21 protein-coding genes are annotated in these 25451 nt (G+C 70.7%); 7 read left to right on the top strand and 14 right to left on the bottom strand.

The annotated features are described in order from the left end of the window. Nucleotides 1-86 precede the first annotated feature (86 nt). From C4B68_RS37145 to C4B68_RS37135, 3 genes are all read left to right on the top strand, one after another. Entirely contained in the window at nucleotides 87-1100 is a 1014-nt protein-coding gene (locus tag C4B68_RS37145; RefSeq protein ID WP_099502228.1) for a Gfo/Idh/MocA family protein, read from the top strand. Between the two features lie 204 nt (nucleotides 1101-1304). Then, nucleotides 1305-2033 (top strand): TetR/AcrR family transcriptional regulator, encoded by a 729-nt coding sequence (locus C4B68_RS37140; protein ID WP_099502229.1) that lies wholly within the window; start codon nucleotides 1305-1307, stop codon nucleotides 2031-2033. 339 nt (nucleotides 2034-2372) lie between these two features. Then, complete coding sequence (locus C4B68_RS37135) at nucleotides 2373-3794, top strand: PP2C family protein-serine/threonine phosphatase (protein ID WP_099502230.1); 1422 nt, start codon at nucleotides 2373-2375, stop codon at nucleotides 3792-3794. Between the two features lie 104 nt (nucleotides 3795-3898). Here the strand turns inward: C4B68_RS37135 and C4B68_RS37130 are convergent, their stop codons facing one another. After that, the gene (locus tag C4B68_RS37130) at nucleotides 3899-5398 is read right to left on the bottom strand and encodes a DNA-binding protein NsdB (protein WP_099502231.1); all 1500 of its coding nucleotides are present in this window, start codon (nucleotides 5396-5398) and stop codon (nucleotides 3899-3901) included. A gap of 233 nt (nucleotides 5399-5631) precedes the next feature. Here C4B68_RS37130 and C4B68_RS37125 point away from each other — a divergent pair, with 233 nt between their 5' ends. From C4B68_RS37125 to C4B68_RS37115, 3 genes are all read left to right on the top strand, one after another. Further along, complete coding sequence (locus C4B68_RS37125) at nucleotides 5632-6774, top strand: aminoglycoside phosphotransferase family protein (protein ID WP_099502232.1); 1143 nt, start codon at nucleotides 5632-5634, stop codon at nucleotides 6772-6774. 265 nt (nucleotides 6775-7039) lie between these two features. Continuing rightward, nucleotides 7040-9019 carry an N-acetylmuramoyl-L-alanine amidase gene (locus C4B68_RS37120; protein ID WP_099502233.1) on the top strand — a complete coding sequence of 660 codons (1980 nt, stop codon included), beginning with the start codon at nucleotides 7040-7042 and terminating at the stop codon, nucleotides 9017-9019. An 85-nt stretch (nucleotides 9020-9104) separates the two neighbouring features. Then, on the top strand, nucleotides 9105-9599 hold the full coding sequence (locus tag C4B68_RS37115) for a transposase family protein (RefSeq protein WP_240634597.1): 495 nt from the start codon (nucleotides 9105-9107) through the stop codon (nucleotides 9597-9599). A 405-nt stretch (nucleotides 9600-10004) separates the two neighbouring features. Here the strand turns inward: C4B68_RS37115 and C4B68_RS37110 are convergent, their stop codons facing one another. The 13 genes from C4B68_RS37110 to C4B68_RS37050 form a co-directional block, all read right to left on the bottom strand. Then, the gene (locus C4B68_RS37110; RefSeq protein ID WP_099502234.1) at nucleotides 10005-10586 is read right to left on the bottom strand and encodes a protoglobin domain-containing protein; all 582 of its coding nucleotides are present in this window, start codon (nucleotides 10584-10586) and stop codon (nucleotides 10005-10007) included. A 69-nt stretch (nucleotides 10587-10655) separates the two neighbouring features. Then, entirely contained in the window at nucleotides 10656-11021 is a 366-nt protein-coding gene (locus C4B68_RS37105; RefSeq protein ID WP_167459343.1) for an aldehyde dehydrogenase family protein, read from the bottom strand. A 396-nt stretch (nucleotides 11022-11417) separates the two neighbouring features. Continuing rightward, the gene (locus C4B68_RS37100) at nucleotides 11418-11915 is read right to left on the bottom strand and encodes a hypothetical protein (RefSeq protein WP_099502236.1); all 498 of its coding nucleotides are present in this window, start codon (nucleotides 11913-11915) and stop codon (nucleotides 11418-11420) included. 81 nt (nucleotides 11916-11996) lie between these two features. Next, nucleotides 11997-14900: an ATP-binding protein gene (locus tag C4B68_RS37095; protein WP_099502237.1), complete on the bottom strand. Its 2904-nt coding sequence runs from the start codon at nucleotides 14898-14900 to the stop codon at nucleotides 11997-11999. A 137-nt stretch (nucleotides 14901-15037) separates the two neighbouring features. Continuing rightward, nucleotides 15038-16072, bottom strand: coding sequence for a hypothetical protein (locus C4B68_RS37090; RefSeq protein WP_099502238.1), 1035 nt, complete (start codon nucleotides 16070-16072; stop codon nucleotides 15038-15040). Next, complete coding sequence (locus C4B68_RS37085) at nucleotides 16062-17180, bottom strand: glycosyltransferase family 4 protein (RefSeq protein WP_099502239.1); 1119 nt, start codon at nucleotides 17178-17180, stop codon at nucleotides 16062-16064. The genes C4B68_RS37090 and C4B68_RS37085 overlap by 11 nt, the downstream gene beginning before the upstream one ends. Nucleotides 17181-17183: 3 nt before the next feature. Continuing rightward, nucleotides 17184-18572 (bottom strand): SUMF1/EgtB/PvdO family nonheme iron enzyme, encoded by a 1389-nt coding sequence (locus tag C4B68_RS37080; protein ID WP_099502240.1) that lies wholly within the window; start codon nucleotides 18570-18572, stop codon nucleotides 17184-17186. Then, nucleotides 18572-18889 (bottom strand): CU044_2847 family protein, encoded by a 318-nt coding sequence (locus C4B68_RS37075; protein ID WP_099502241.1) that lies wholly within the window; start codon nucleotides 18887-18889, stop codon nucleotides 18572-18574. The genes C4B68_RS37080 and C4B68_RS37075 overlap by 1 nt, the downstream gene beginning before the upstream one ends. A 219-nt stretch (nucleotides 18890-19108) precedes the next feature. After that, the gene (locus C4B68_RS37070) at nucleotides 19109-19351 is read right to left on the bottom strand and encodes a DUF397 domain-containing protein (RefSeq protein WP_099502242.1); all 243 of its coding nucleotides are present in this window, start codon (nucleotides 19349-19351) and stop codon (nucleotides 19109-19111) included. 83 nt (nucleotides 19352-19434) lie between these two features. Next, complete coding sequence (locus tag C4B68_RS37065; protein ID WP_099502243.1) at nucleotides 19435-20601, bottom strand: thiolase domain-containing protein; 1167 nt, start codon at nucleotides 20599-20601, stop codon at nucleotides 19435-19437. Continuing rightward, nucleotides 20598-21647: a thiolase domain-containing protein gene (locus C4B68_RS37060; RefSeq protein ID WP_099502244.1), complete on the bottom strand. Its 1050-nt coding sequence runs from the start codon at nucleotides 21645-21647 to the stop codon at nucleotides 20598-20600. The genes C4B68_RS37065 and C4B68_RS37060 overlap by 4 nt, the downstream gene beginning before the upstream one ends. Nucleotides 21648-21834: 187 nt before the next feature. Next, entirely contained in the window at nucleotides 21835-22782 is a 948-nt protein-coding gene (locus C4B68_RS37055) for a Zn-ribbon domain-containing OB-fold protein (RefSeq protein ID WP_099502245.1), read from the bottom strand. 57 nt (nucleotides 22783-22839) lie between these two features. Next, entirely contained in the window at nucleotides 22840-23640 is an 801-nt protein-coding gene (locus C4B68_RS37050; RefSeq protein WP_099502246.1) for a crotonase/enoyl-CoA hydratase family protein, read from the bottom strand. Between the two features lie 176 nt (nucleotides 23641-23816). Between C4B68_RS37050 and C4B68_RS37045 the strand changes: the two genes are divergently transcribed. Then, nucleotides 23817-25436 (top strand): acyl-CoA synthetase, encoded by a 1620-nt coding sequence (locus C4B68_RS37045; protein ID WP_099502247.1) that lies wholly within the window; start codon nucleotides 23817-23819, stop codon nucleotides 25434-25436. Nucleotides 25437-25451: the final 15 nt, after the last annotated feature.

The following is a 25451-nucleotide window of genomic DNA, read 5'->3' as shown; positions in this document are numbered from 1 at the left end:
TCTCCGGCCGACAATGGCCCGCAAGGCTTGCGTTGAGCTGTTGATCGCAAGGGGTGCGTTGAGCTGTCGGCGGGAGCGTGCGGAGCGTGAGTGAACTGGTGGGTGTGGCGGTCCTGGGTGCCGGGCACATGGGGGCCGACCACATACGGCGGATCGACCGGGTCGTGAGTGGCGCGCGGGTCGCCGCGGTGGCGGACCCGGAGACCGACCGGGCCAAGAACGCCGTGGCCGGAATCGACGGCGTAGCGGTCCATGCCGAGGTGACGGCCGCGCTCGACGCGCCCGGCGTACAGGCGGTGTTGATCGCCTCCCCCGGACCCGCGCACGAGGAGGCGCTGCTCGCGGCCTTCGAGCGCGGTCTGCCGGTGCTGTGCGAGAAGCCGCTGGTGCCGGAGTCGGCCGGGGCGCTGCGCGTGGTGGAGTCCGAGGCGCGGCTCGGCCGGCGGCTGACGCAGGTCGGCTTCATGCGCCGGTACGACGCCGAGTACCAGCGGCTCAAGTCCCTGTTGGACAGCGGGCGGTTGGGCCGTCCGCTGATGCTGCACTGCACGCACCGCAATGTGTCGTCCCCTCCCGGCTTCACCTCGGAGATGCTGGTCAACAGCTCCGCGTCGCACGAGATCGACGCGGCCCGCTGGCTGCTCGGCCAGGAGCTGACGGCGGTCACCGTGCTGCGCCCGCGCCCGTCCTCACCTGCCCCCGAGGGCCTGCTCGACCCCCAGTTCGTGCTGTTCGAGACCGCGGACGGCGCCCTGGTCGACGTCGAGGTCTTCGTGAACTCCGGCTTCGGCTACCAGGTGCGGTGCGAGGCGGTCTGCGAGAGCGGGAGCGCGCGGATCGGGGACGAGCACGCGATGGTCGTGACGACGGCCAGTGGTGCCTACGAGGAGGTCGCGCAGGACTACCTCGTACGGTTCGCCGACGCGTACGACCGCGAGGTGCAGGCCTGGGTGGACGCCACCCGGGAGGGCCGCGTCACCGGGCCCAGCGCCTGGGACGGGTACGCGGCGTCCGCCGTCGCCGAGGCGGGGGTCCTGTCGCTCGAGCACGGAGGCCGGGTGACCGTCGAACTCGCCCCGCGCCCCGCCCTCTACGCGTGACGGACGTGGCTGACGGCCGGCGCCCCGGACGTGGGAGTACGAGCGCCAGGCGCGACAGCGGGGGGTTGTTCCGCGGGCGGCGCGGAATGTGCCGGGCGTGGTGGTGAGGCGGTCGCTGGGGCGGCGGTGAAGGCAGACCGCGGCTGGTCCGCCGACGCGCGGCCCGTCCGGTCCCGGTAGGGAGCTCGCTCACCCCGAGGGGCGATGTCACTCGGCTTCCGGCGCGTCGTCCGCCGGGTCCGGTACGAGGATCACCTTGCCGGTGACGGTGCCGGAACGGGCCCGCGCGACCGGTTCCGCGCGCAGGTACGACAGGAGGTAAAGGCGGCGGCGCTCGAGCAGCTGGCCACCGGCGGCCCGGAGGCCCTGTCCCTCAACGCCATCGCCAAGCAGCTGGGCATGACAGGACCCGCCCTCTGCCGCTATTTCGCCAACCGGGACAGCCTGCTCACCGAGCTGGTCATCGACGCCTACGGCGACCTGGCGTCCGCCCTCGCCCAGGCGGCCGAGGCCGACGCGCCGGACGCGGTCGCCCGTCTGACCTCGGTCACCCGGGCCTATCGCGCCTGGGCGCTGGCCGAGCCGCACCGCTACCGGCTCCTCTTCCGGGCGCCCCTTCAGGGTTACGACGCCCAGTCCACGAGCCTGGTCGAGGCCTCGCAGCCCGCCATAAGTGTCGTACTGGACGTCGTGAGCGCGCTCGCGAAGCCGGGGACGCCTGCCCCGGACGGCTCGGCAGCGCAGTTCCGGGAGTGGATGAAGCGCCACGCGATCGAGGACGTGACAGAGGCGGTCGCCGCGCGGACCACCCTGCTGTGGGCCCGTCTGCACGGCCTGGTCAGCCTGGAGATCGAGGGCAACTTCAGCTCGATGGGGATCAACCCGGCCACTCTCTACGACGCCGACGTGAAGGACTTCGTACGCTCACTGTGAACCGGGAGAGTGCACGCCAGTTCCACAGGAGATGCACGCCAGATCCCACAGGAGAGAAGGCCTCGCACAAACGCCCCTCGAACTGGAGGGCGAAGGGCAGGCGCGCCTAGCGCCCTGGCCTCGACAGACCATCAAGTCACGTACGCTGCCTACGACTTGACCACGCCGGACGCGTACCGAATCGGACCCACACACCTGGCCCGCGAGGACTACGGCATATGCCGGAAGCACCACCGGATCGTGTGTTGCCAAATCCCTTACAGCGCGTGGCAGGCTGTGCGACAGTCGTAACGGTTCTTCCGACAGCCTTGGTCGTACCGTCCCCCCTCGGAGTACGTCATGCCCTCCCATCTCTCTGCGGACCGCACAGCCGCACAGCCGCCCCGGCGCGGCACGGTCGACGCGCTCATCTCGCAGACGCGGCGGCTGCGCGGCGAGGTGGACGCCGTACGGCGTGAGGCTCCCGCCGACCACACGGACCCGCAGGGACGCTGGCAGCGCGCACTGTGCAACCTGGCGTTGCATCAACTCAGCGACCTCGACGAGCACTTGGCCCAGCTGCGGGACGGACCGCCGCCCGCGCCCGTCCAACCCGCAGCCGGATCCGCCGTGCCGCCCGCACCCCGGCGCGGCTCGCTGCTGAGCCGGGTCGGCAGCGCCGAGTGGAACCTGCTGACGGACGAGGCCAGTTGGTCCGGTGAGCTCTATCAGATCCTGGGCCGCGACCCCGCCGCTGCGCCGCTCACGCTCGACGAACTGCCCTCGGTGGTGCTCGACGAGGACCGGCCGATGCTGACGGCGATGGTCACGAACTGCCTGATCGACGCCAAGCCCATCGACGGAGAGTTCCGCATAGCGCGCCCCGACGGCGGGATGCGGACCGTGCACATGATGGGCGAGCCCGTGCTCGACGCCGAAGGCAGCACCGCCTCGATGTGGGCCGTGCTGCGCGACATCAGCGAACTGCGCCTCAGCCAGCGGACGGTGAGCGAGACCCGTGACTCGCTGCAGCGCGAGCGGCAGATCGAACTGGCCGAGCACCGGCTCACCGTCGAGCCGATGGAGGACGTGCTGCCGCCGTGGCGTGACTCCCTGCGGCTCCCGCGGCGAGGTCCCGGGACCCTCGACCTCGCCACCCACTATCTGCCGTCGACGACCGGCGCACTGACCGGCGGCGACTGGCACGACGCCCTCGAACTGCCCGACGGGGACACCCTGTTGAGCGTCGGCGACCTCACCGGCCACGGAGTCGCCGTGACCTCGGGCATGCCGCTGCTGCTCGGCACCCTGCGCGGCATGGCCGTGACAGGCACCCAGCCGGGCCGGCTCCTTTCCTTGCTCAACCAGCTCCTGGACGCCTCCGTCCAGCCGACCCTCGCCGGCGCCGTCTGCTGCCGCTACCGGCCCGAGACCCGCACCCTCAGCTGGGCACAAGCAGGACACCCCGCCCCGCTGCTGTTCCGCAACGGGACGGGGCGCGCGCTGGCCGCACCGGACGGCGTGCTGCTCGGAGCGACATCGGGTGCCGTCTACGGGCAGGCCGAGGAGCCCCTCGAAGAGGGCGACCTTCTGCTCCTGCGCACCGACGGACTGGTGCCGCGGCGCAGGGGAACAGCGGCCGCCCAGAGGCTGCTAGACCTGGCCCCGCGCTTCGACGGGGCCCCTACGGCCCGGGACTGTGTACGGATGGTTGTCGAGGAGTTCGGAGAGACCGAGCGCGAGGACGACGCCTGCGTGCTCATCGCCCGGGTCGGCTCCTGACGCCCTTGCCCGCCGGGATCACACCACGCCCCTGGAAGGCGAGTCGTCCTTGGCCAGTCGGGGTAACGCCCCGGAAGCCAACCCGCGGTGCGACACGGCCCCCCTTACGCCCGCGCGCTGTTGCCGCCCCTGGGCTTCAACGAGCCCTTGGGAAGAGCTAGTTTGATCTCCTCACGCAGGTCGTGGATCTTCGGATAGTTGGAGTACTGCCCGGTGAGCCGGTACATCTCGCGCAGCCGGTCCCAGGTGCGGTGGGAGGAGTTGGCCCCCATCGACGTCAGGGCCAGTCGCGCGTATCGGTCGGCCTGTTCGGGATCGTCGGCGATGAAGCAGGCGGAGGCGAGGGAGAGGTGGTCGAAGATCTGTGACCGGTCCCGGCCCGACTCGCGCAGCTTGAGCGCCTCCTTCGCATGGCGCTGCGCGGTGACGGCCGCGGTCGGCTCGTGTTCGGCGAGAGTGCGGTAGGCGAGGGCCTGCATGCCGTGCAGGTCGGCCTCGTCGAACAGCTGCATCCAGCTCGGCGGAGGCACGTCGCCCCGGTCGGAGACGAACAGGTCCTCCGCCTGCCCGAGGGTGCGCCGCATGGCCTGGCCCTTGCCCATGGACGCCTGTGCCCAGGCCTCGATGGTGTAGAGCATGGCCCGGGTGCGGGGCAGCGTCTCGTCGCCGGAACCGGACTTGGCGAGTTTCATGAGGTCGAGTGCGTCGTCGGGCCGGCCCAGGTGCACCATCTGGCGAGCCGCTCGTGAGAGCGCCTCCCCGGCGCGCGGCCGGTCACCGCCCTCACGGGCCGCGTGGGCGGCGATGACGAAGTACTTCTGAGCCGTGGGCTCCAGGCCGACGTCGTGCGACATCCAGCCCGCGAGGACGGCGAGGTTGGCGGCGACGCCCCACAGGCGCCGCTGCAGATGGTCGGGGTGTCGGTAGGAGAGCATGCCTCCCACTTCGTTGAGCTGGCCCACCACAGCCTTGCGCTGGAGCCCGCCGCCGCGGGCGGCGTCCCAGGCCCGGAACACCTCGACCGAGCGCTCCAGTTCCTCGATCTCCTGCGACCCGATGGGGGCGGCCTCGTAACGGTCGAACCCAGCGGGGTCGGCGTGCAGGGGGTCGTCGAATTGGGGAGAGTCGGCGGTGAGGGCCGGATCGGTGTGCAGCCAGTCGTGCATGGCCGTGCTGAGTGCGGATCCCGCGGCGAGCGCGGCACCCGCGCCCACCAAGCCGCGTCGGTTGAGCATGAGGTCCATTCCCGTGAATTCGGTGAGGACCGCGGCGGTCCGCTCGGGCGCCCACGGCACTCCGTCGGGATGTTGCGCACTCCCGCCGCCTTGCCGCTTCCCCACGCGCCCGTGCCGGACCAGACCGAGGTCCTCGATGGTCACGACACGGCCGAGACGCTCGGTGAAAAGAGCCGCCAGCACCCGCGGCACCGGATCGCGCGGGATCTCTCCCATGTCGATCCAACGCCGCACCCGCGAGGTGTCGGTTGCCAGTTGGGGGTGGCCCATGGCCGCCGCCTGCCGGTTGACCATCCTCGCGAGCTCGCCCTTGGACCAGCCGGCCAGGCCGAACAGGTCCGCCAGGCGGGTGTTGGGTTGTCCGTTCACGTCAAGCCCCCAGGTTCTCGGCTGAAATGACAGTAACCGTCTGTCAGTTGCAGAGCGACTATTCGCCAGGGTTCGCCAGGGTGCGCCAGATGGTGTGCCACTGGGCAACGGGTGTCAGGTAGGAACGCGCCACCCCGACCCGGTTGCCTCAAGGACATTCCCCAGGGTGCACCAGGGCGGCCGGGGCGGGTAGCGCCGTAACTCGCAGGCACACGAAGGGATCTGTATCGCCCATGTACGCAGCATCGTCCTCCGTGTCCGCTCCGCCCCGGTCGCTGCACCCCCGCCCTGCGGGCAGCGGCCCTTACCTCGACCCCGCGCGTCAGGCGACACCCGTGCTCGGGGCCGGCCGGACGCGGCGCGTTCCGGGGCTCGGCACCCAGCCGCTCAGCGGGAGACTCGACTTGTCCGGCCCTCAGGGCGCGCAGCTGCGCACGGCGATCGCGTCGGTGCACCGGATCTGCCCGGAGTTCGCTCCGGTCCAGGTGCTGCGCCGCAGCGGGCGCTCCGTGCTCCTCGTCGGCACGACAGGGCGCAGCACGGCCGTCGCCAAGTGTTTACTGGACCACTCCCCCATCTGGACGGACCGGATCCGGCATGAAATAGCGGCCTACCGCTCGTTCGTGCGGCACCGGCCGCCGGTCCGGGTACCGCGGCTGATCGCGGCGGATCCGGACAACTGCACCTTGGTGATCGAGCGGATGCCGGGCCGGGTGGCCGCGCTGCAGCGGCATCCGGCCGAGGCTCCGCCCCGCGCGGACATCCGGGCGGCGCTGGGCGCGATCTGCCGGCTGAACGCGTGGCGGCCACCGGCGGGCACGTTCGACGCCCCGCTGGACTACGCGGAGCGGATCTCCCGGTTCCATGAGCTGGGTCTGCTCACGGACCGGGACATGGGCGATCTGCAGAAGCTGGTGCACGGAATCGCCCACTCGGCAGGGCGACAAGGCATGGGCCAGTTCTGTCACGGCGACGCGCTCCTGTCGAACATCCTCCTCTCACCGGCAGGTCCAGTGCTGGTGGACTGGGAGCACGCGGGCTGGTATCTGCCGGGGTACGACCTGGCGACGCTGTGGGCGGTGCTCGGGGACGCCACCGCGGCCCGGCGGCAGATCAGCCAGCTCGCGCAGTCGGCGGGGCCCGCCGCGCGGGACGCGTTCCTGGTGAACCTGATGCTCGTCCTCACCAGGGAGATCCGTACGTACGAGACGGCCGTGCAGCGTTCGATGCACGACACGACCCCGGCGGCACCGGGACCGGCGGCCCACCCGGGTGCTGCGCCGTCCGGCGAGGAACAGCGGCTGCTGCTGAGGCGGCTGCACGACGACTGCCAGATGGCCCGTCGGGCCGTTCGAGCGGCGGTCGGCACTCGCTGACGGGGACTTGGGTCCGCGGTTGCGCCTGGACAGCGGCGCACCGCGGACCTTCGTCATGTCCGGGCGTCGCCCGTTCGGATTATTGGTCCACTCCACTGACGCCCCGCAGGCCGGGTGCCCGTCGCCACGAAAACGCTCGCAACCAGCGCTGACATGGGAAATCGCCTGGGCCTGCGCATGATTGACGGGCCATCGGATTACGGGTACCACTGACGCGTTCGGCCCCCGCACGCCCCACCGCGCCCAACCGTCCCAGGAGGCTGCATTGCGAGGATCCGCCACCATCCCCAAGGCCACCGCCGGGCGCCATCGCGCGCGCAGGACCGCGGGCGCCCTCGCCTCGGCTGCGCTGCTGCTGCCGCTGCTCGGCGCGACCCCGTCCCGTACCGCCGAACAGGCCTCCTCCGCCCAGTTGCAGAGGGCCTTCGCCACCGCGGCCGCCGAGTACCACGTACCGCGGAGCGTCCTTCTCGCCGTCTCCTATCTGCAGTCCCGCTGGGACACGCACGCCGGTGCCCCGAGCGTCAGCGGCGGCTACGGCCCGATGCACCTCACCGACGCCCGTACGGCGATCGCCGAGGCACCGCACCACAGCGACGGCGCGGAGGACGCCCGCGGCGACAGCTCGCGCGCCCCCCTCCTCCCCGAGACGCACGTGCCGGAGAACTCCGAACTCCCGCCCCGGCTCAAGACGTTGACGAAGGCCGCCGAGCTCACCGGCCTGCCCGCGGAGCGGCTGCGGACGGACGCGGCCGCGAACCTCGCGGGCGGTGCCGCGCTGCTCGCCGCCGCGCAGCGGGAGCTCGGCGAGCCGCTGAGCGACGACGCGTCCGACTGGTACGGGGCGGTGGCACGCTTCTCCGGCGCGGACGACACGGCGACGGCGGCGACGTACGCCGATGACGTGTACGACGTGATCCGCGGCGGCGAGGAACGCGTCACGGACGCCGGTCAGCGGGTGGCCCTCGCCGCCCAGCCCGAGCTGAGCCCCGACACCGCCCAACTGGGGCGCGCGGGACTGCGTACGGTCTCCGCCGAGGGCACGGAGTGCCCGAAGAACGTATCCTGCGAGTGGATTCCTGCTCCGTACGAGGAGTTCGGCGAGGGCGAGTACGGCAACCACGACCTCGGCAACCGGCCGGCGGCGCAGAGCATCAAGTACATCGTCATCCATGACACGGAGGGCACCTGGGACGGCGTACTGAAGCTGGTCCAGGACCCGACGTATGTGTCGTGGAACTACAGCCTGCGCTCCACCGACGGTCATATCGCCCAGCACGTGAAGGCGAAGGACGTGGCCTGGCACGCGGGCAACTGGTACGTCAACGCCAAGTCGATCGGCCTGGAGCACGAGGGCTTCCTGGCCTCGCCCGACGCCTGGTACACCGAGGCGATGTACCGGGCCTCGGCGCGGCTGGTGTCGTACCTCTCCGAGAAGTACGACATTCCGCTGGACCGTCAGCACATCCTCGGGCACGACAATGTGCCGGGCCCGACGACGCCGACCATTCCCGGCATGCACACGGACCCGGGCCCGTACTGGGACTGGCAGCACTACTTCACGCTGCTGGAGCACCCCTTCCACGGCGATGGGAAGGGCCCGGGCGGCCTGGTGACCGTACTGCCGGACTACGCCAAGAACCGTCCGGAGTACACGGGTTGCGTCACCGGCGGTGAGCCGTGCGCGGTGCACGGGTCGAGCGCGGTGCGGCTGTACTCCCGGTCGGACGAAAGCGCGCCCCTCATCAAGGACATCGGCCTGTATCCCCAGGGCGACGACTCGACGATCGGTGTGAACGACATCGGTTCACGCGTTTCCACGGGGCAGCGCTATGCCGTCGCCGGTCGTGACGGCGACTGGACGGCCATCTGGTATCTGGGCCAGAAGGCATGGTTCAAGAACCCGGGGAAGCAGCCGACGGTGGTGAACGCGTCCGGGCCGGTCATCACGCCCAAGGCCGGCCTGAAGGAGATCCCCGTCTACGGGCGCGCCTACCCGGAGAAGGAGGCGTACCCGGCAGGCGTACCCGTCCAGTCGGTCTCACCTCTGCCGTACAAGCTGCTCGAAGGCCAGCGGTACGCGGCGGGCGACAAGGTCCCGGGCGAGTACTACTACGCGCCGACCTTCGACACGGCTCCGCACAAGGTCGTGATCGGCAAGGACATGTACTACGAGATCCAGTTCGGTCATCGGGTGGCGTTCGTGCGGGCCGCGGACGTACGGGTGATGTCCTCGGCTTCGTAGCGTTCGGTGAAGGGTGGGGCCGGGTCGCGTGGGTGCGGCCCGGCCCTTCGCGTGTGCGTGCGCACCTCCTCCAGCTGTTGATTTCTTGCGTCTTTCTGATTTCCTGCTGGCCGCCCGCGCCCCGCGCCTGGACCGGGCCCTGAAGAAGATCGCACGGGAGGGTGGCGGGGTGGTGCTGCTGGACGGCACGCTGATCCGCACCCGGCGGCGCACCGGCCCGGACAACCGGAAGAACTATTCCGGCAAGCACAAATGCCATGGCCTGCTCGTGATCGCGCTCACCGACGACCGGGGCCGACTCGTCTGGGTCTCCGCGGTCAGACCCGGACGGACCTCGGAGATCACCGCCTGCCGTCACGACAAGCTCACGCAGAAGCTGCGGGCTGCCGGGCTCGGCGCGATCGCCGACCTGGCATTCGTCGGGCTCGAGGACAGTGATCCCGGCGCCGACCCGGCGATGATCACCGGCTACAAGCCCGCCCGGAACCGGCCTCTGACACGAGGGCAGAAGCTGTCCACCAAGGCACTGGCGGCCGTCAGGGCACCGGTCGAGCACGGATTCGCCCACCTGAAGAACTAATCCCTTTCCAAGGGCATCCCGAGGGAGTGACGCAGTTCTTCGGATGTTCGAGTCGGGTGCTGGATGTATGCCTGGCGCGTCCTGGGCAAGATCCGCACCGACCCGGCGTGGGCGACCGCGCTGGCGAGGGCTCTGCTTGTCCTGACGAACCGTGAAGTCGCCCGCTGACCGCCGATCTTGTCCGGAGTCATGCGCCCGCGACCAGCGTGAGCATCCCGAACCCCGCGCACACCAGCCCCGTGACCTGCAACTTTCACGATGCACACGGCTCACTGACCCGCCAACCGTCAGCACCGTTCCGGCTCGCTCATCCCACGCGGCGGCGAGCCAACCCAGGCCTGCCGGCGGGCCGTGAACAGTCCGCGCCGGCGCCCGCTTCGAACACCGGAGGGCCTGATCAGGGTTTCACCACTGGTCGCCCGCGTAGGGCTGCAGCCACAGTGCGGTCTGCAGCGTCACCGACTTGAACCACGCCTGGTGCATGCGTTCCACTGCCTCGTCGTCGTGCCCCTTGTTGGCCAGGAACTGGCGCATGGTGGCGGTGATCGGGTAAATGAACGCCACCATGTAGCGCAGCGGGACGTAAGGCGCTGAGTCCGCCCCGTCGGTCCGGTTCTTCTTGTCCTTCGTGTGGCGCAGGCCGATCTCGTGGGCGTAGGAGAGCCAGTCGTCGTCGTACGGGCGGCGGCAGGTGTCAAGGATCCACTGGCCGAAACGGCCGCGGACGCGCGTCAGGTAGTCCTGCAGTACGGTTCCGTCCGGGGTGGCGAAGTAGGCGACGAGGTGCGGATGCGAGGCGACGAATCCGTACCAGACGTCCAGGACGTCCTCGACCTGGTCCTCCAGCACGTCGCCGGCCATGCGCAGCGCCTGTTCATCCTCCTCGGTGAACAGGACACTCGCCTCCAGCTTGGCCAGGTCGTCCCTGGTGACCGGGCTGGGTGAGGTGGAGCCGTAGGTGTAGCCGGCCGGGGTCTGCGTGCTCATGGGCCCTCGCGTCCTCTCTTCGTCCGTTGCCACTGACATTGAAAGTGATGTAATGCATAAAAGTGGACATCACTTCCCCGTAGCGTGTCGGGCGGCCACCCGGCGGTCCACGTGCTCTACAGGTCCGGTCAGTCGGCGTTCATCGCCCCCAGCCGGGTTGCCGCGGTACTGGCTCTCCAGACCATCCCCGATCCCGAGCGCCGGGCTGAGGCCCATCCGTGATGTTGCCGAGGTCCATCGGCGCGAAGACGTGGTCCGGGCCGAGGCGGAACTGTCCGTCGTTGGACAGTCGCGAGCCCCCGCGGCGTCCGCGAGGTCGGCGTCATGGCCCACCACGACCGGGTTCTGGCAGCCGAGTTCAAGGGTGACCGGGGTGAGGTGTTCCGCTGCCGCCCTCCGGACCAACTCGCCCACGCCGGGAGAGCACGTGAGCATCGGGTGGTGGAACGGCAGGGCCGAGTATGCCGCGCTCAGCTCGACCCCGCCGACGACCACGGCCACTTCCGACGGGTCGAAGTACCGCGCGATCGCCTTGCCCAGGACCTCCCGGGAACGTCGCCGTCCGAGAGATCAGGTCGCAGAGAAGCAAGGGCACCTCATAGGCGCCGGTGAGCGGGGCTTGGTGCGTGCAGCTGCGACAAGGAAGCCAAGGAGGGAGCCAAAGAGCGCGGCGCCAGCCAGGCGGGCAGCGAGGGGGCGGAGGAGGCAGTCGACGCGATGGGGGTGCCCCCGCGCGAGCGCATTCGAGCGTGGGGGAGTCGGCGACTGACGACAACGCCGCAGATGGGCGTGCCAAGCCCCGCGTCTGCGGCATGATCCGCCGGACAGGCCCTAGCGCTGCTGGAACAGCTCCGCCGGGAGCGGCTTCAGGAGGGTGTACAGGTCGTCGGTGATGGGGCGGTCCCACGCGGCGATGGTCACCAGGACGTTGTCGCTGCGGTCGAACTGCACGCACGAGATACGGGTCTCGGAGAGCTTGAGGCGGCGCACGATCAGCAGGTTGTCGCCCTGCATCACCGGCATGTCCTCGGTCCCGGTGACGGTGACCTCTTCGTCGTTGTCCAGCGCGAGCAGCAGCTGGGCCACCTCGAAGGGAACCTCGCCCTCGGCGACGTCACGGGCCGGGGAGCCCTCCGGCAGATTGCCGATGATCATCGCGGGGCCGCGGCCGCCGAACAGGTCGTAGCGCAGGAAGACACCCTGGCAACTGCCGTCGGGCGCGGGCAGCAGGCCCGCGCCGAGATTGCCAGGCCAGTCGCCCGGGTCCATGGCCAGAACGTCGAAGTCGGGCCCGGCGGGAGTAGCGCTGCGGCGGCGGAGGAAGGACATGCCGCAATGGTACGTGCACGGGCGTGCCCCGGGCCGCGAGGGGCGCCCTCGTGAGCGGCTGTGGAGCGGCTCCTCACAGGTTCATGGAGATGGTCGCTCCCCCAGTGCGGCACCGAGTCCCGCACGGTCCGTGCCCAGCTTCCGGCAGACGGCCGACAGCAGGCGTACGACGGCCGGCTCGTCGGTCTGCAGCTCCTCGGCGATCTCGGCCGTGGCGCGGCCCCGTAGGGTGAGCGCGACGGCGGCGCGCTCGCGGGCCGTCAGCGTGTCCGTCTCGGTGCTGTGCAGGCGGCGCGGCCTGAGCCCGGCGGCGGCCAGTTCGTCGCGGGCCTCCCCGACCAGCCCGTCGGCGCCGCACTGCACGGCCGCGTCGAGCCCCCGGTACAGGTGTTCGGCGGCTTCCTTGGGGCGTCCGGCGCGGCGCAGTTCGGTGCCGAGCGCGACCAGGGCGCAGGCGAGCTCGTACGCGGCCGGGGAGCACTCCAGATGGCCCACGGACTCTTCGAGCAACTTGACGCGGGCCGAGCCGGAGGAGACCTCCGCGGCGGCGCGCAGGGCCTGGCCGATCGCGGAGGGGGCGCCGTACTGGCGGGCTCGGTTCACCGCTTCGAGGGCCGTGGTGACGGCGCGTTCCGGGGCGTCGTGGCTCTCGGCGCGGGCGAGGAGGACCTGCCAGGGGCACCAGGCGGGGTTGCGCATGCCGCGCGGGTCGAGCCGGCGCCCGGCCGCGGCCAGCTCGGCTGCGGCGTCCTTCGTGAGGCCGCGGGCGAGCAGCAGCTCGCCGTGCACGGTCTGTGCGTCGGGGAAGGTCACGGCGGCCGGGAAGGGCGCGCGGAACGCGTAGTCCTCCCCGGTCCGCGCGGCCTCGGCGATACGGCCGCGGGCGAGCAGGATCTGGATGAGGGTGGCGACGGCGTACCAGTGAACGGGGGTGCCGGGCCCGACGCGTTCGGCGAGCCGGAGGCCCGCTCGGACGAAGTCCTCGGCCTCGGCCAGCCGACCACGGCGGTAGCGGACGTACCCGAGGATGGTGTAGCCGAAGGAGAGGTGGGCCCCGTGCCAGCCCTGGGCCTCGAAGTCGGCGATGCCGGTGGCGAAGAGTTCCTCGGTGCGCCCCGGCCGGTCCGCGTACATGAAGGTGAGTGCGACCAGGACGGGCACCTCGAAGCCGCGGTCGGCCTCGGCCCAGCCGAGTCCGCCGGCGAGAGCGCGTTCGGCGTGGTGGAGGGCGATGTGGGCGGGTTCGCCGCGCAGGGTGGCGTCCCAGGCGCGCAGACCGATGACGTAGCGCTCGGTGAGTTCGCGGCCGGTGAGCCGGTCGGCGAGGCGGGCCAGGCGGCGGGAGCGGGCGGGCGAGTCGGGTTCGTCGGCGCGGAAGGCGTCCCACATGAACTGCTCGGACTGCATCCGCAGCCGTACCCGGGCGTCACCGGTCACGCGGATCTCGCGGGCGAGCGTCTCCGATGCCTCGGCGAGGCGGTCGCTGTGGGCGAGGACCTGGGAGAGGCGGTAGACGATGTTGTGGCGCAGCTCCGGGTCGGTGATGGGTTCCTCGAGGGCGGCGCGCAGATGGTTGACGGTGGTCGCCGGTTCGGTGAGCAGGGAGGCGCAGCCCAGTTCGTACAGGACGCCGGCCCGATCGTCCGGGGGCGGAGGTTCGCGCAGGGCGCGGGCGAGGTAGCGGCGGGCGGCGTCGGGGGCTCCGGCGCGCTGGGTCTCGCGGGCGGCGGCGCGCAGTTGCTGGACGATCCAGGCGTCGCCGTCGGGGTGGGTTTCCAGGAGGTGGCGGGCGGCGGCGGACGCGCCGAGGCCTTCGTTGATGATGCACCAGGCGGCCTGGCCGTGCAGGGCGACGCGGACGCCGCCGGGGATGGCGCGGTAGACGGCTGTGGCGATGAGCGGGTGGACGAATTCGAGGGTGCCCGCGTCCGTTACGGTGCCGGTGAGGATGCGGGCGCTGCGCAGGGTGTCCGCCGCGTCGGCGGCCTCCCCGGGGCCGAGGCCGGCGACCGCTGCGGCGAGCGTCGGAGGGATCTCGGTGCCGAGCACCGCGCAGGCCCAGGCGAAGCGGACGGTCGAGGTGCCGAGGCGTTCGAGGCGGGCGATCAGACCGCTTCCCTTGACGGCGGCGGCGAGGTCTCGCAGCAGATGCGCGCCGGCCTCCGTCGGGGTCAGCCCGCGGTCGCGCACCTTCGCGGTCAGCTCGACTGCCTCGAACGGGTTGCCCGCGGTGACCGCCCAGCACTCGCGGCAGAACGCGTCGTCGGCCTGGGTGCCCAGGTCCTCCCGTACCAGCCGGGCGACGGCCGCGGCGCTGAGCGGTTCGAGGCCGATGGGGCGCTGGCCCGCGCGCCCGGGCAGTCCCCTGAACGCCTCGGCGTGGTCGGGGAGTTCGTCGGGCCGGTAGGCGACCACGAGCAGCAGCGGGAGTTCCTCGGCACGTGGCGCGAACGCGGCGAGCCAGCTCAATGATTCCGGGTCGGCCCAGTGCGCGTCGTCGAGGACGAGCACCATCGGGGCGCGCTGCACCGCGAGATGTGTGAGCACCCAGTCGAGGCCGTCGCGCAGGCCCTGCTGGTCGGGCGGGGCGCCCTCGGCAGGCGCGCACAGGCCGAGCGCGGGGCCGACGATCGCGTACCAACTCCCCAGCGAGGCACGGAGTTCGACTTCGGAGAACCCGGCGAGCTGTGGCTGCAGGAGCTGGCGGGCGACGTGGAAGGCGACGCGCTGCTCCTGGTCGCCGCCGCGCGCGGACAGCACGGTGCAGCCCTTGGCGGCGGCGCGGCGACGTACTTCAGCGAGGAGGGTGGTCTTGCCGATTCCGGCACGTCCGGCGAACGCGAGGAGCGCGCCGCGTGGGCGCTCCGGTGGTTCGACACCGTCCTTGCGCAGTCCGGTGAGCTCGCCCAACGCCTCGTCGGCAGCGGCGAGTTCACCCTCACGCTCGAAGAGCGTCCGTCGACTCCGTACGCTGTGCTGCTCCATGGTGTACCCCCTGCCACGGTGGTGCATCCAGCGCGGGGAGCGAGTGCGCACCGTGACCCTCAAGCACCTCAGCGTACGCCCGCGGCTGCTCCGAGGGAGCCCTTTGTGCCGTGACCGACCGGGGCGATCGGCGGGCGTCAGGGAGCCCGGTCCGGTTCGAGGCTCTCGAGCCAGACGTGGTGGATGGGCAGCCACTCGGCGAGTATCTGGTCCTCCGGGAGGACGAAGGCGATCTCGATGGGAAATTCGCCGATGTCAGCGGGGTTGAGCGCGAGTTCGACGATGGTCGTCTCCTGGGCGGGCAGTGTCGCCGAGATCATCGCGGGCAGTACCTGGACCGGACCCGACACTGTGACGGTCACGTCCGGGAAGTCGAGGTCGGAATCGTTGCGGACCTGGAGACGGATCTTCGTCCAGCGGCCGTGCCTGATCCTTTCCTGATCGATGTCGCAGCGCAGCAGCCGGTAGGCCTTCTCGGTCGCCTCGCCCTCCTCCTGGAGGGCCCTCTTGACGAAGCCCACCGGCACTTCCAGGTGGGCGGCGGCGTCGAGGTAGGTCCAGCTGCCCGGTTGCTGGAAGCTCGCGTAGGCGGCCACCTCCCGGCGCAGTTCGCGGCGCAGCATCCGGCCCGTTTCGATCACGGCGGCCTCCAGCGCCGCGTCGTCGCTGAAGTCGACCTCGATGACGTCCCGTTGGAGCGGGCCGACCTCGTCCTCCTCGTCGGTGGCCTCGAACACCGAGTTCTGTCCGGCCGGGACGAGAACCATGCGGTTCCGGATGGCGAGGGCCGGCAGGAAGTATTGGAGTCCCTTGCCGTCGGCGAAGAAGTTCACTTCCTGATAGCCGTAGATCTGGGAGCCGTACCCCTGGCCCCCACCGAACGGCTGCCAGTTCCGCCACTGAATCATTGGCCAGTAAATCCGCACGTAGACACGTGAGTTCATGATGTCCAGGTCCGTGTGCACCTCGATGGAGACCCCGAGGTCCGGTGGGATGGAGGCGTAGAGGAGCTTCGCGTAGCGGTTGCCGATCTCCGTCCTGCGGCGATGGTTCACGGTGTTGGCGTCGTTGATCTGCAGCGCGATGGTGGGGTCTATGTGCCGGGCGACGAGTTCGAGGAGTCGGGCCGAGACCCATTCCTCGGGGTTGTAGCCGAAGAATTCAGCTTCCATCGCTCCGCCTTCCGTCGATGACGTCCGCGTAGAGCCGTTGGGTGCGGGCGGTGACCGCTTCCCAGGCGAATTGTGCGGCCCGGGCGACCGCCGCGCTGCCGAATCCCTCGGCCAGGCGTCGGTCCAGCAGGAGCCAGGCGAGCCGTTGGGCCAGTTGCAGATGGTCGGCCGGGTCGACGAGCCAGCCGTCCGTGCCGTCGGTCACGATGTCGGCCAGCCCGCCGGTGCGCGAGGCCACCACCGGTCGGCCACAGGCCAGCCCCTCCAACGCGACCAGCCCGAAGGGTTCGTAGACACTGGGAACCGCGAGTACTTCGGCCTGCTGGTAGAGGTGGACCAGCTCCGGGCCGGTCTGCCAGCCCAGGAAGACCACCTGCGGCATCAGCCCCAGAGCGCGGGCCATCCGCTCCAGGTAGAGCCGCTGCTCGCCGTCCCCGACGACCAGGAGGCGTGCGCGAGGAATCCTGCGCAGTACGGCACCGAAGGCCCGGAGCAGGACGTCAACCCCCTTCTGGGGCACCAGGCGACCCACGAAGAGTACGTAGGGCTCCCGGGAGGGAGGCCGCACGGCCGGGTGGTAGGCCGTCGTGTCCACGCCGTTGGGGAGGATCGCCAAAGGGGCGATGCCGACGGGCCGTTCGCCGACCTCGTCGGCCACCGCCTGGCTGTTGACGATGACCGCGTCCGCCTGGACCAGGCCGAGGTCCTCCATCCGCCGGTAGGGTCCCGGTGCCTGGGGGAGGTGCACGCTGAACACGAGCGGCACACCCAGCACATCGCGGAAGCCGATGCCCGCGGGGGCCGTCATCCAGTCGTGGCAGTGGACGAGGTCGATGTCCTCGGCCAGGCCCTCTTTGGCGCGCACCACGGCCTGTCGGCAGAAGTTCTGCCAGTACTCCTCGTTGCTGGTGGCCTCCTCTACGGCGATCTCGTGCAGCCGAACGCCCGGCGGGGCGGCCGCGTAGCCGGGCTGCTGCGGCACGAACAGTTCGACAGCGACCGACCGCTGGGCCAGCGTCCGGCTCAGGGCGGCGATGACGGTGCCCAGACCGCCGTAGACATGAGGGGGGTATTCCGAGGCGAGGAACACCACTCGGCGCGGCAGCACCCGTCACCATCCCGGCAGCCGGGACAGGACGACCCGGAATCCGATGGTGAATCCGAAGTTGTCCTGGCCGACGCCGTGGCGTGTGGCGCAGCGGGCGATGTGCCGGTCCTGCGGCCAGGCGCCTCCTCTGACCACCCGGCGGCCGACGCCGGCGGGGTCCTCCCTGCCGTCGAGGGCGTCGTAGGGGTAGGGGTCGTAGCTGCTGCTGCACCATTCCCATACGTTGCCTGCCATGCCGGAGACGCCGTAGGGGCTGTCGCCGGACGGGGAGAACAGTTCGACGGCGGTCGACGAACCCCGTGCGCTCTCACTGGTGTTGCAGCGGGCCGGGTCCCAGTCCTGCCCCCACGGCCAGGTGAGGCCGTGGGGGCCGCGTGCGGCCTTCTCCCATTCGGCCTCGGTCGGCAGCCGCGCCCCGAGCCACTGGCAGTAGCGGAGGGCGTCGCGCCACGAGACGAGAACGACGGGGTGCGTCCGCAGTCCGTCCGGAGGGCGTCGGTCGGCGCGGTCCCACGAGTACGGCAGGGACAGGGAGTCGCCGCGGTAGGGTACGTCGGCTCCGGTGTCGTCGAGATAGCGGGCGTACTGCTCGTATGTGACGGGGAACCTGGCGACGTAGCACCCGTTGACGTGCACGACGCTGCGCGGTGTCTCGTCCATGAACTCGGTCCGGTACCGCCCTTCCGCGAGGTCACGGGCCCGCCGATCCGTGGTGCCCATGGGGAACTCACCGCCCGGCACGTGGATGAACTCCATCCCCCGATGCCAGTACGGGGCCGCCGTGATGGTCTTCACGTCCGGCCAGAGCCGTGCGAGTTCCTGGACCGTGACGGCGAGCCCGCTCGTCCTGCCGGGCAGCGCGATGGCGGCCGTCCCGATGACCTCGTCCGTGAGCGCGTCGAGTACGGGGGATCCGCTGAAGCCGTCCGGCAGTTCCTCGTCGAGCTCCAGTTCCCAGGATCCCGCCCGGCGGCCCATCAGCTCCATCGATGTGATGGCCCCGAGTTTTCCGCGAAACTCCTGGATGCGGTACGCACCTGCCAGCCCGTACAGCTCGGAGTAGCCCACGATTCTGCACGCGCGCCCCGACTTGGCTCCGGACCCGACCCGCAGCACTCGGGTGCCCGGCGCGACCACGGCCTGGAGCACCGCCAGGTCGTCGGGACCGTCCGGGGAACCGCACTTGACCACATCGGCGGGCTGGTCACCCACCAGCAGCTGGTGCTCCCCTCCCACATCCCTCACGACGTGCGCGCAGGTCACCAGCCGTGCGATACCGGTGGACTCCTCAAGGTCCACGACATACGCCGTGCCGAAACTCGTGTTGCTCGGCAGGGCGCTGGAGACTCTCAGAACGGCGTCATCGATGTCCGGCGACCGCTGCGGCATCATCACCGGCCCTCCCGCCTGGTGATGGTCAGCGTCACGGTCAGATTCGCGCCCGCCTTCGCCTTGGTGATGAAGATGTTCCCCTCGCCCTCGAAACTGAGCCCGACCTCCACCTGGGCCTGCTCGATGGAGACCTCTTCGCCCAGGGCCCGCCAAGCGCTGAGCAGCGGCTTGCACACGCTGACCAGCAGGGAATCGATCTGATCGAGACGGGAGTTGACGTTGTCCGTCACTCCCCCCGAGATCCGGCGGGCCTGCGCGGTGGGCACCTCGACCTCCACAAGGGTGCCGTCGGCCAGCCGGATGAGCTTGGTCGCCATGGTTCTCCCCCGTCTGCCGCACGCGCCCTGTGGCGGCGGCACCGATACCAGGGAACCATCGCGGTGGCCGCTTGACGAGGCCGTCAATGTGTCCGGTTCGCCGCGACTCCGCCGACGGCACGCCTCGACGGTCAGGCGTGCAACGACGGTGCGGCGGCACGGTGTCGTTCGTGATCCCGCGCGACGCGCGCGCGGTTGACGGCCCCGACCGCTGACGGCTCAGGTCAGGTCGAACTCGCCCTCCCGCGCCCCCGACACGAACGCACCCCACTCCGCGGGTGTGAAGATCAGGGAAGGGCTCTCGGGCCGGCCACTGTTGCGCATCGCGATAAAGCCCTCGACAAAGGCGATCTGGACGTCTCCCCGCCCTCGGCTGCTGGACTGCCACTCGGCGTTGCTGAGGTCCAGCTCCGGCTTGTCCCAGCCCGCGAGCGGGTGCTGCTCGATGGTGCTTTCGGCCACGTCCGTGCTCCTCCCGGTTCGTCGTCCGCCGCCAGCCTAGCGATCGGTCCGGGCGGCGCACAGGCCACGTGAGGAGGACGGTTTCAGGAGGCCGGCGGCGCCGACCCGACGAGCCACATCGAGAAGAACTGGGATCCGCCGCCATAGGCGTGCCCCAGCACCCTGCGAGCCCCGTCGACCTGGTGCTCTCCGGCCTGCCCGCGCACCTGAAGTGCCGCTTCGGCGAAGCGGATCATGCCGGAGGCACCGATCGGATTGGTGGAGAGGACCCCGCCCGACATGCTGACGGGCAGGTCCCCGTCCAGCTCCGTCACCCCGGACTCGGTGAGCTTCCAGCCCTCACCCTCCTCGGCGAATCCGAGGTTCTCCAGCCACATCGGCTCGTACCAGGAGAACGGCACGTACATCTCGACGGCGTCGATGTCACGGCGTGGGTCCGCGATGCCCGCCTGCCGGTACACGTCGGCCGCGCAGTCCTTGCCCGCCTGCGGCGACACGAAGTCCTTGCCCGCGAAGAGAGTCGGCTCACTGCGCATCGCGCCGCCGTGCATCCAGGCCGGCGGCCGCGGTGAACGGGCCGCCCCCGCACGGTCGGTGAGGATCATCGCGCACGCCCCGTCGGAGGACGGGCAGGTCTCCGAGTAGCGGATCGGGTCCCACAGCATGGGCGAGGCCTGGACCTTCTCCAGGGTGATGTCGTGCTCGTGGAGATGCGCGTACGGGTTCTTCAGCGCGTTGCGGCGGTCCTTGTACGCGACGAGCGAGCCGACGGTGTCCGGCGCGCCGGTGCGCCGCATGTACGCGCGCACGTGCGGCGCGAAGAAGCCGCCGGCTCCGGCCACCAGCGGCTGCTGGAAGGGGATGGGCAGCGACAGGCCCCACATGGCGTTCGACTCGGACTGCTTCTCGTAGGCCAGGGTCAGGACCGTGCCGTGGACGCGTCCCGCGATGAGGTTCGTGGCGACGAGCGCCGTCGATCCGCCGACGGAGCCCGCCGTGTGCACCCGCAGCATCGGCTTGCCGACCGCGCCCAGCGCGTCGGCGAGGTACAGCTCCGGCATCATGACGCCCTCGAAGAAGTCGGGCGCCTTGCCGATGACGACGGCGTCGATGTCGGCCCACGTCAACTCGGCGTCGTCCAGGGCCCGCCGTGCCGCCTCGCGGACCATTCCCGCGATGGACACGTCCCGTCGGGCCGACACGTGCTTGGTCTGGCCGATGCCTACGACGGCCACGGGCTCCTTGCTCATCGGGCGTCCCCTTCGAGTACGGCGACCAGGTTCTGCTGGAGGCAGGGGCCTGACGTGGCGTGGGCGAGCGCCCGGTCGGATGCGCCACGATGGATGCGCGCGGCGGCCTCACCGATGCGGATCAGCCCGGCCGCCATCAACGGATGCGCGGCGAGCGCGCCCCCGGAGGGGTTGACGTTCACACTGCCGTCGAGCCGCAGCGCCTTGCGCAGGACCACCTCCTGGGAGGTGAAGGGGGCGTGCAACTCGGCGGTGTCGACGGGCCGTTCGAAGGCACCCGCCCGCTCCGCGGCCAGCCGGGTGGACGGCGAGTCGGTCAGGTCGCGGACGCCGAGGCCGTGCGCCTCGATGCGGTGGTCGATGCCCCGGATCCACGCGGGCCGTTCGCACAGCTCACGGGCCCGCTCCCCGGCCGCGAGGATCACGGCGGCGGCACCGTCGCCGACGGGCGGGCAGTCGCCGGTGCGCAGGGGACGTACGACGTAGTCGCCCTGCGGCACCGAACCCCTCAGCTGGGCGCGGGAGTTGGCGGCCGCGGAGGCGCGACTGCGGGCGGCTACCGCGGCGAGCGCGGGTTCGTCGGTCTCGCCGGCGTCGATGAGCGCCTGTGCCTGGAGCGCGGCGAGCGCGACGGAGTCCGGCCACAGGGGCGCCACGTAGTAGGGGTCGAGCTGCCGGGTCAGGACGTCCCGTACGGAACCGGGCGACGACTTGCCGTACCCGTACACGAGCGCGGTGTCGGCGTCCCCGGTCAGCAGCTTCGTCCACGCCTCGTACAGCGCCCACGCGCCGTCCATCTCGACATGCGACTCGGAGATCGGCGGCCAGGCGCCCACCCCGTCGAGCGCCATCGTGAAGGAGAAGGCACGGCCCGCGAGGTAGTCGCTGGAGCCGGAGCAGGTGAAGTCGATGTCCGCGGTCTTCAGGCCGGTCTGTTCGAGGACGTCGTGCAGGACCGGCATGAGCATCTCCACCTCGGAGACGTCCTCCGTGGTGCGCCGGTGGTCGGTCTGGGCGAAGGCGATTACAGCGATCTCACGCGTCACCGAGTCTCCAGGCGGTAGAGCCGTTGAGTGCCGAGCGAGAACCAAGCCCGCATGGCAGTTCCTTCCAAAACTTCATACATCCGGGCTGGTTTCAACCCGGCTGGCGCTGATCGCGTGAGACTCCGTCGTTCGCTGAGCGATCGAGCAGCGTGAGCCAGGAATCCCCGTCGCTCGCGAGGGGGAGGATTCAAAGCAGCTCCTTGTACGTCTCGTATGGAGCGTCGGGTTCACCGGTGGGGCGGTAGTGGTCGGGATACCGGGCCCCTGCCGTCCACACCGGCTCCACGCGCAGGCCCATCCGAACCTGGTCGTAGGGGATGCCGCCGATCCGGCCGTGCAGCGCGAGGTCGGCGCCGTCGAGGGCGATGTGCGCGTAGACGTACGGCACTTCGATGTCGCTCGCCGTATGAGCGGCCTTGATGTTGACGATGCAGTACGTGGTGACGGTGCCGCGCGGGCCCACCTCGGCCTGCTCCGCCGTGGCCACCCCGCAGGTGGGGCAGGCACCTCTCGGCGGCACGTACACCTTGCGGCAGGACGGGCAGCGTTCGCCGACGGTGCGCCGGTCGGAGAGGGCGTTGATGTAGCCGGACTGGGCGCGCCCGGGTGAGTAGACGTAGTCGAGGCGGGCGGGGGCGACGATTCCGGTGACCATGTTCTCGAACCGGCCGCTGTGACCGGCGAGTTCAGGCGGGTCGCCCTCGTACGGTTCGAAGCAGGCAATGTCCGTGATCGCGCCGGAGCGCTCCTGTGCCCAGCGGACGCGGACGCGCATGCCGGTGTGTACGGCGTCGGGGCCCGGGGCGTCGAGGGCGTGCAGGAGGGCGGTGTCGGCGCCGTCGAGCCGCACCAGGACCCAGGCGAATGGGGTGCCGAGGGGCTGGCCCCGGCGGGGTGCGGGGTTCCAGGCCCAGGTGGTGACGGTGCCGATGGGGGCCACCTCGATGAGGTCGCGTATCTCCTCGGCGGTGACGGGGTCGTACTCGACGGGCGGCACGAGGGTGCGGCCGTCGGCGGTCTTCACGCCGAGGACGACGCGCTCGCGCAGGCCGGTGAGGAAGGCGCTCTGGACGGGTCCGAGCGAGCGGGTGAAGGGGAATTCGACGACGAGGGGGGCTGTGAGGACTTCGGGCATCCCGGATGTCTCCTTCGGAGGGTCGGACGCGCCACGGGAAGCTGGGCCGCTGGGCGGTCAGGCGCGCCGGTAGACGGGCGGGCGCTTCTCGGCGAAGGCCCGGGAGCCCTCCTTGGCGTCGGCGGTGTCGAAGATCGGCCAGCCGCGTTCGAGTTCGGCGGCGAGGCCGTCGGTCTCGGTCATCTCGGCGGTCTCGTACACGGATGCCTTGACGGCCTCGACGGCGAGCGGGCCGCAGGCGTTGATGCGCTCGGCGACGGTGAGGGCCGTGTCGAGGGCGGTTCCGTCGGGGACGACATGGCCGATCAGGCCGATGTCAGCGGCCTCCTGGGCCGTGTACGGGCGTCCCGTGAGCAGCATTTCGAGGGCGTGCGTCCGCGGGATCTGGCGTTGCAGCCGGACCGTGGAGCCGCCGATGGGAAACAGGCCGCGTCTGACTTCGAAGAGCCCGAAGGTCGCGGACGAGCCGGCGACCCGGATGTCGGTGCCCTGGAGGATTTCCGTTCCGCCCGCGACGCAGTGCCCCTCGACGGCCGCGATCACCGGTTTGCGGGGGCGGTGGTGGCGCAGCATCGCCTTCCAGTGCAGATCGGGGTCCGCCTTCAGCCGGTCACGGTACTGCCGGCCCTCCATGCCCTTTCCCGCCAGCGCCTTGAGGTCCATGCCGGCGCAGAAGGCACCCCCGGCGCCGGTGAGCACGATCGAGCGGATCGCGTCGTCCTCGTCGGCCTCGGTCCAGCCGTCGTACAGGCCGACCAGCATGGGCAGCGAGAGCGCGTTCCTGGCCTCGGGCCTGTTGAGCGTGAGCACCAGTGTGGCGCCTTCGCGCTGCACGGTGAGGTGTTCCGTTCCACCCATGGGCGTCCTCCCGTCTCGGATGCGAGAACAGGTTGCAGGAGGCGGGGAGCCAGTACAAGGGTTTTCTGACAGGCAGTCAGATTTCTTCCGCCGGGACCCTTCACAGTCGGGTCGGGCTTTGCTCTGATGACCGTCGAGCCGAGAGCCGCCACGGACGTTCGGGGTCAGGAGGAGCGGTGGAGTACAACCTTGCCGACCTGTTCGAGTCGGTCGTCGACGTGGTCGCGGACCGCGAGGCGCTCGTGTACATCGACCACCCCGGCACGGGCGCGGAGCGCCGCCTCACGTACGCGCGGCTGGACGCGGCCGCGAACCGCGTCGCGCACCACCTGATCGACAGCGGCATCCGGCCGGGCGAACACCTCGGCCTCCATCTCTACAACGGCGTCGAGTATCTGCAGACCGTCCTTGGCTGCCTGAAAGCGCGGATCGTGCCGGTCAACGTCAACTACCGGTATGTGGAAGAGGAGTTGGTTTACCTCTACCGGGACGCGGATCTGGTGGGGCTGGTCTTCGACGCGGAGTTCACGGACCGGGTGGCGGCGGCGCTGCCGCACGCCCCGGCGCTGCGGCATCTCGTACGGGTGGGAAGCCCCGCACCCGGCGTGGCCCCGTTGGAGGCGGTGGACTTCGCGGAAGCGGAGGCCGCCGGGTCCCCGGAGCGCGGTTTCCCTGTGCGTTCGGCGGGCGATCAGTTCATCATCTACACCGGTGGCACGACAGGGATGCCCAAGGGCGTGATGTGGCGGCAGGAGGACCTGTTCTTCGCCGGCCTCGGCGGTGGCGCCCCGACGGGCGAGCCGGTCAAGACGCCGGAGGAACTCGCCGAGCGCGTCGCGGCCGGCGGGGAGGGGATCACCTTCTTCCCTACTCCCCCGCTGATGCACGGCACCTCGACGCTCACCGCGTTCATCGGCTTCAACTTCGGCCAACGCGTCGTCATCCACCGCAGGTTCGTGCCCGAGGAAGTCCTGCGGACGATCGAGAAGGAGAAGGTCACCAGCATGTCGCTGGTTGGCGACGCAATGCTGCGGCCGCTGATCGACGCGCTGAACGGGCCCATGAAGGGCACGGACTGCTCCTCCATGTTCAGCGTGTCCTCCTCCGGCGCGATCATGTCGGACACGGTGCGCGAGCAGTTCCAGGCGCTCGTGCCGAACGTGATGCTGCTCAACAACTTCGGCTCGTCGGAGTCGGGCTTCAACGGCACGGCGACGCCCGACGCGGGTCTGCAGCGCGGCTTCCGTATCCGGGTCAACTCCCGTACCCAGGTGGTGGATCCGGTCACGCACGAGCCGGTCGCGGTCGGTGAGCCGGGGCGGGTGGCACAGCGGGGCCACGTGCCCCTCGGCTACTACAACGACCCGGAGAAAACCGCCGAGACGTTCTTCCGGAAGGACGGCGAGCGGTGGGTGCTCCTCGGCGACATGGCCACGGTCGACGAGGAGGGCATCGTCACGGTTCTCGGCCGCGGCTCCCAGTGCATCAACACCGGCGGCGAGAAGGTCTACCCCGAGGAGGTCGAGCAGGCCCTCAAGTCGCATCCGGACGTGTACGACGCCCTGGTCGCCGGGGTCCCCGACGAGAAGTGGGGCAATCACGTGGCGGCGGTCGTCCAGCTCCGCGAGGGCGCGGGCCGCCCGTCCCTGGAAGACATCCAGACCCACTGCCGTTCCCACCTCGCGGGCTACAAGATCCCGCGCCAGCTCGTGATCACGGAGGCCATCCAGCGGTCGCCCAGCGGAAAGGCGGACTATCGGTGGGCCCGGGCGGTGGCCGTGGAGGCGGCGCGCTGAGCCCATGGCCGACGG

This window comes from Streptomyces dengpaensis (assembly GCF_002946835.1).
Taxonomy (GTDB): Bacteria; Actinomycetota; Actinomycetes; order Streptomycetales; family Streptomycetaceae; genus Streptomyces; species Streptomyces dengpaensis.
The sequence above is the reverse complement of the archived record's forward strand: the minus strand, read 5'-3'. Positions and strand labels throughout refer to the sequence as shown.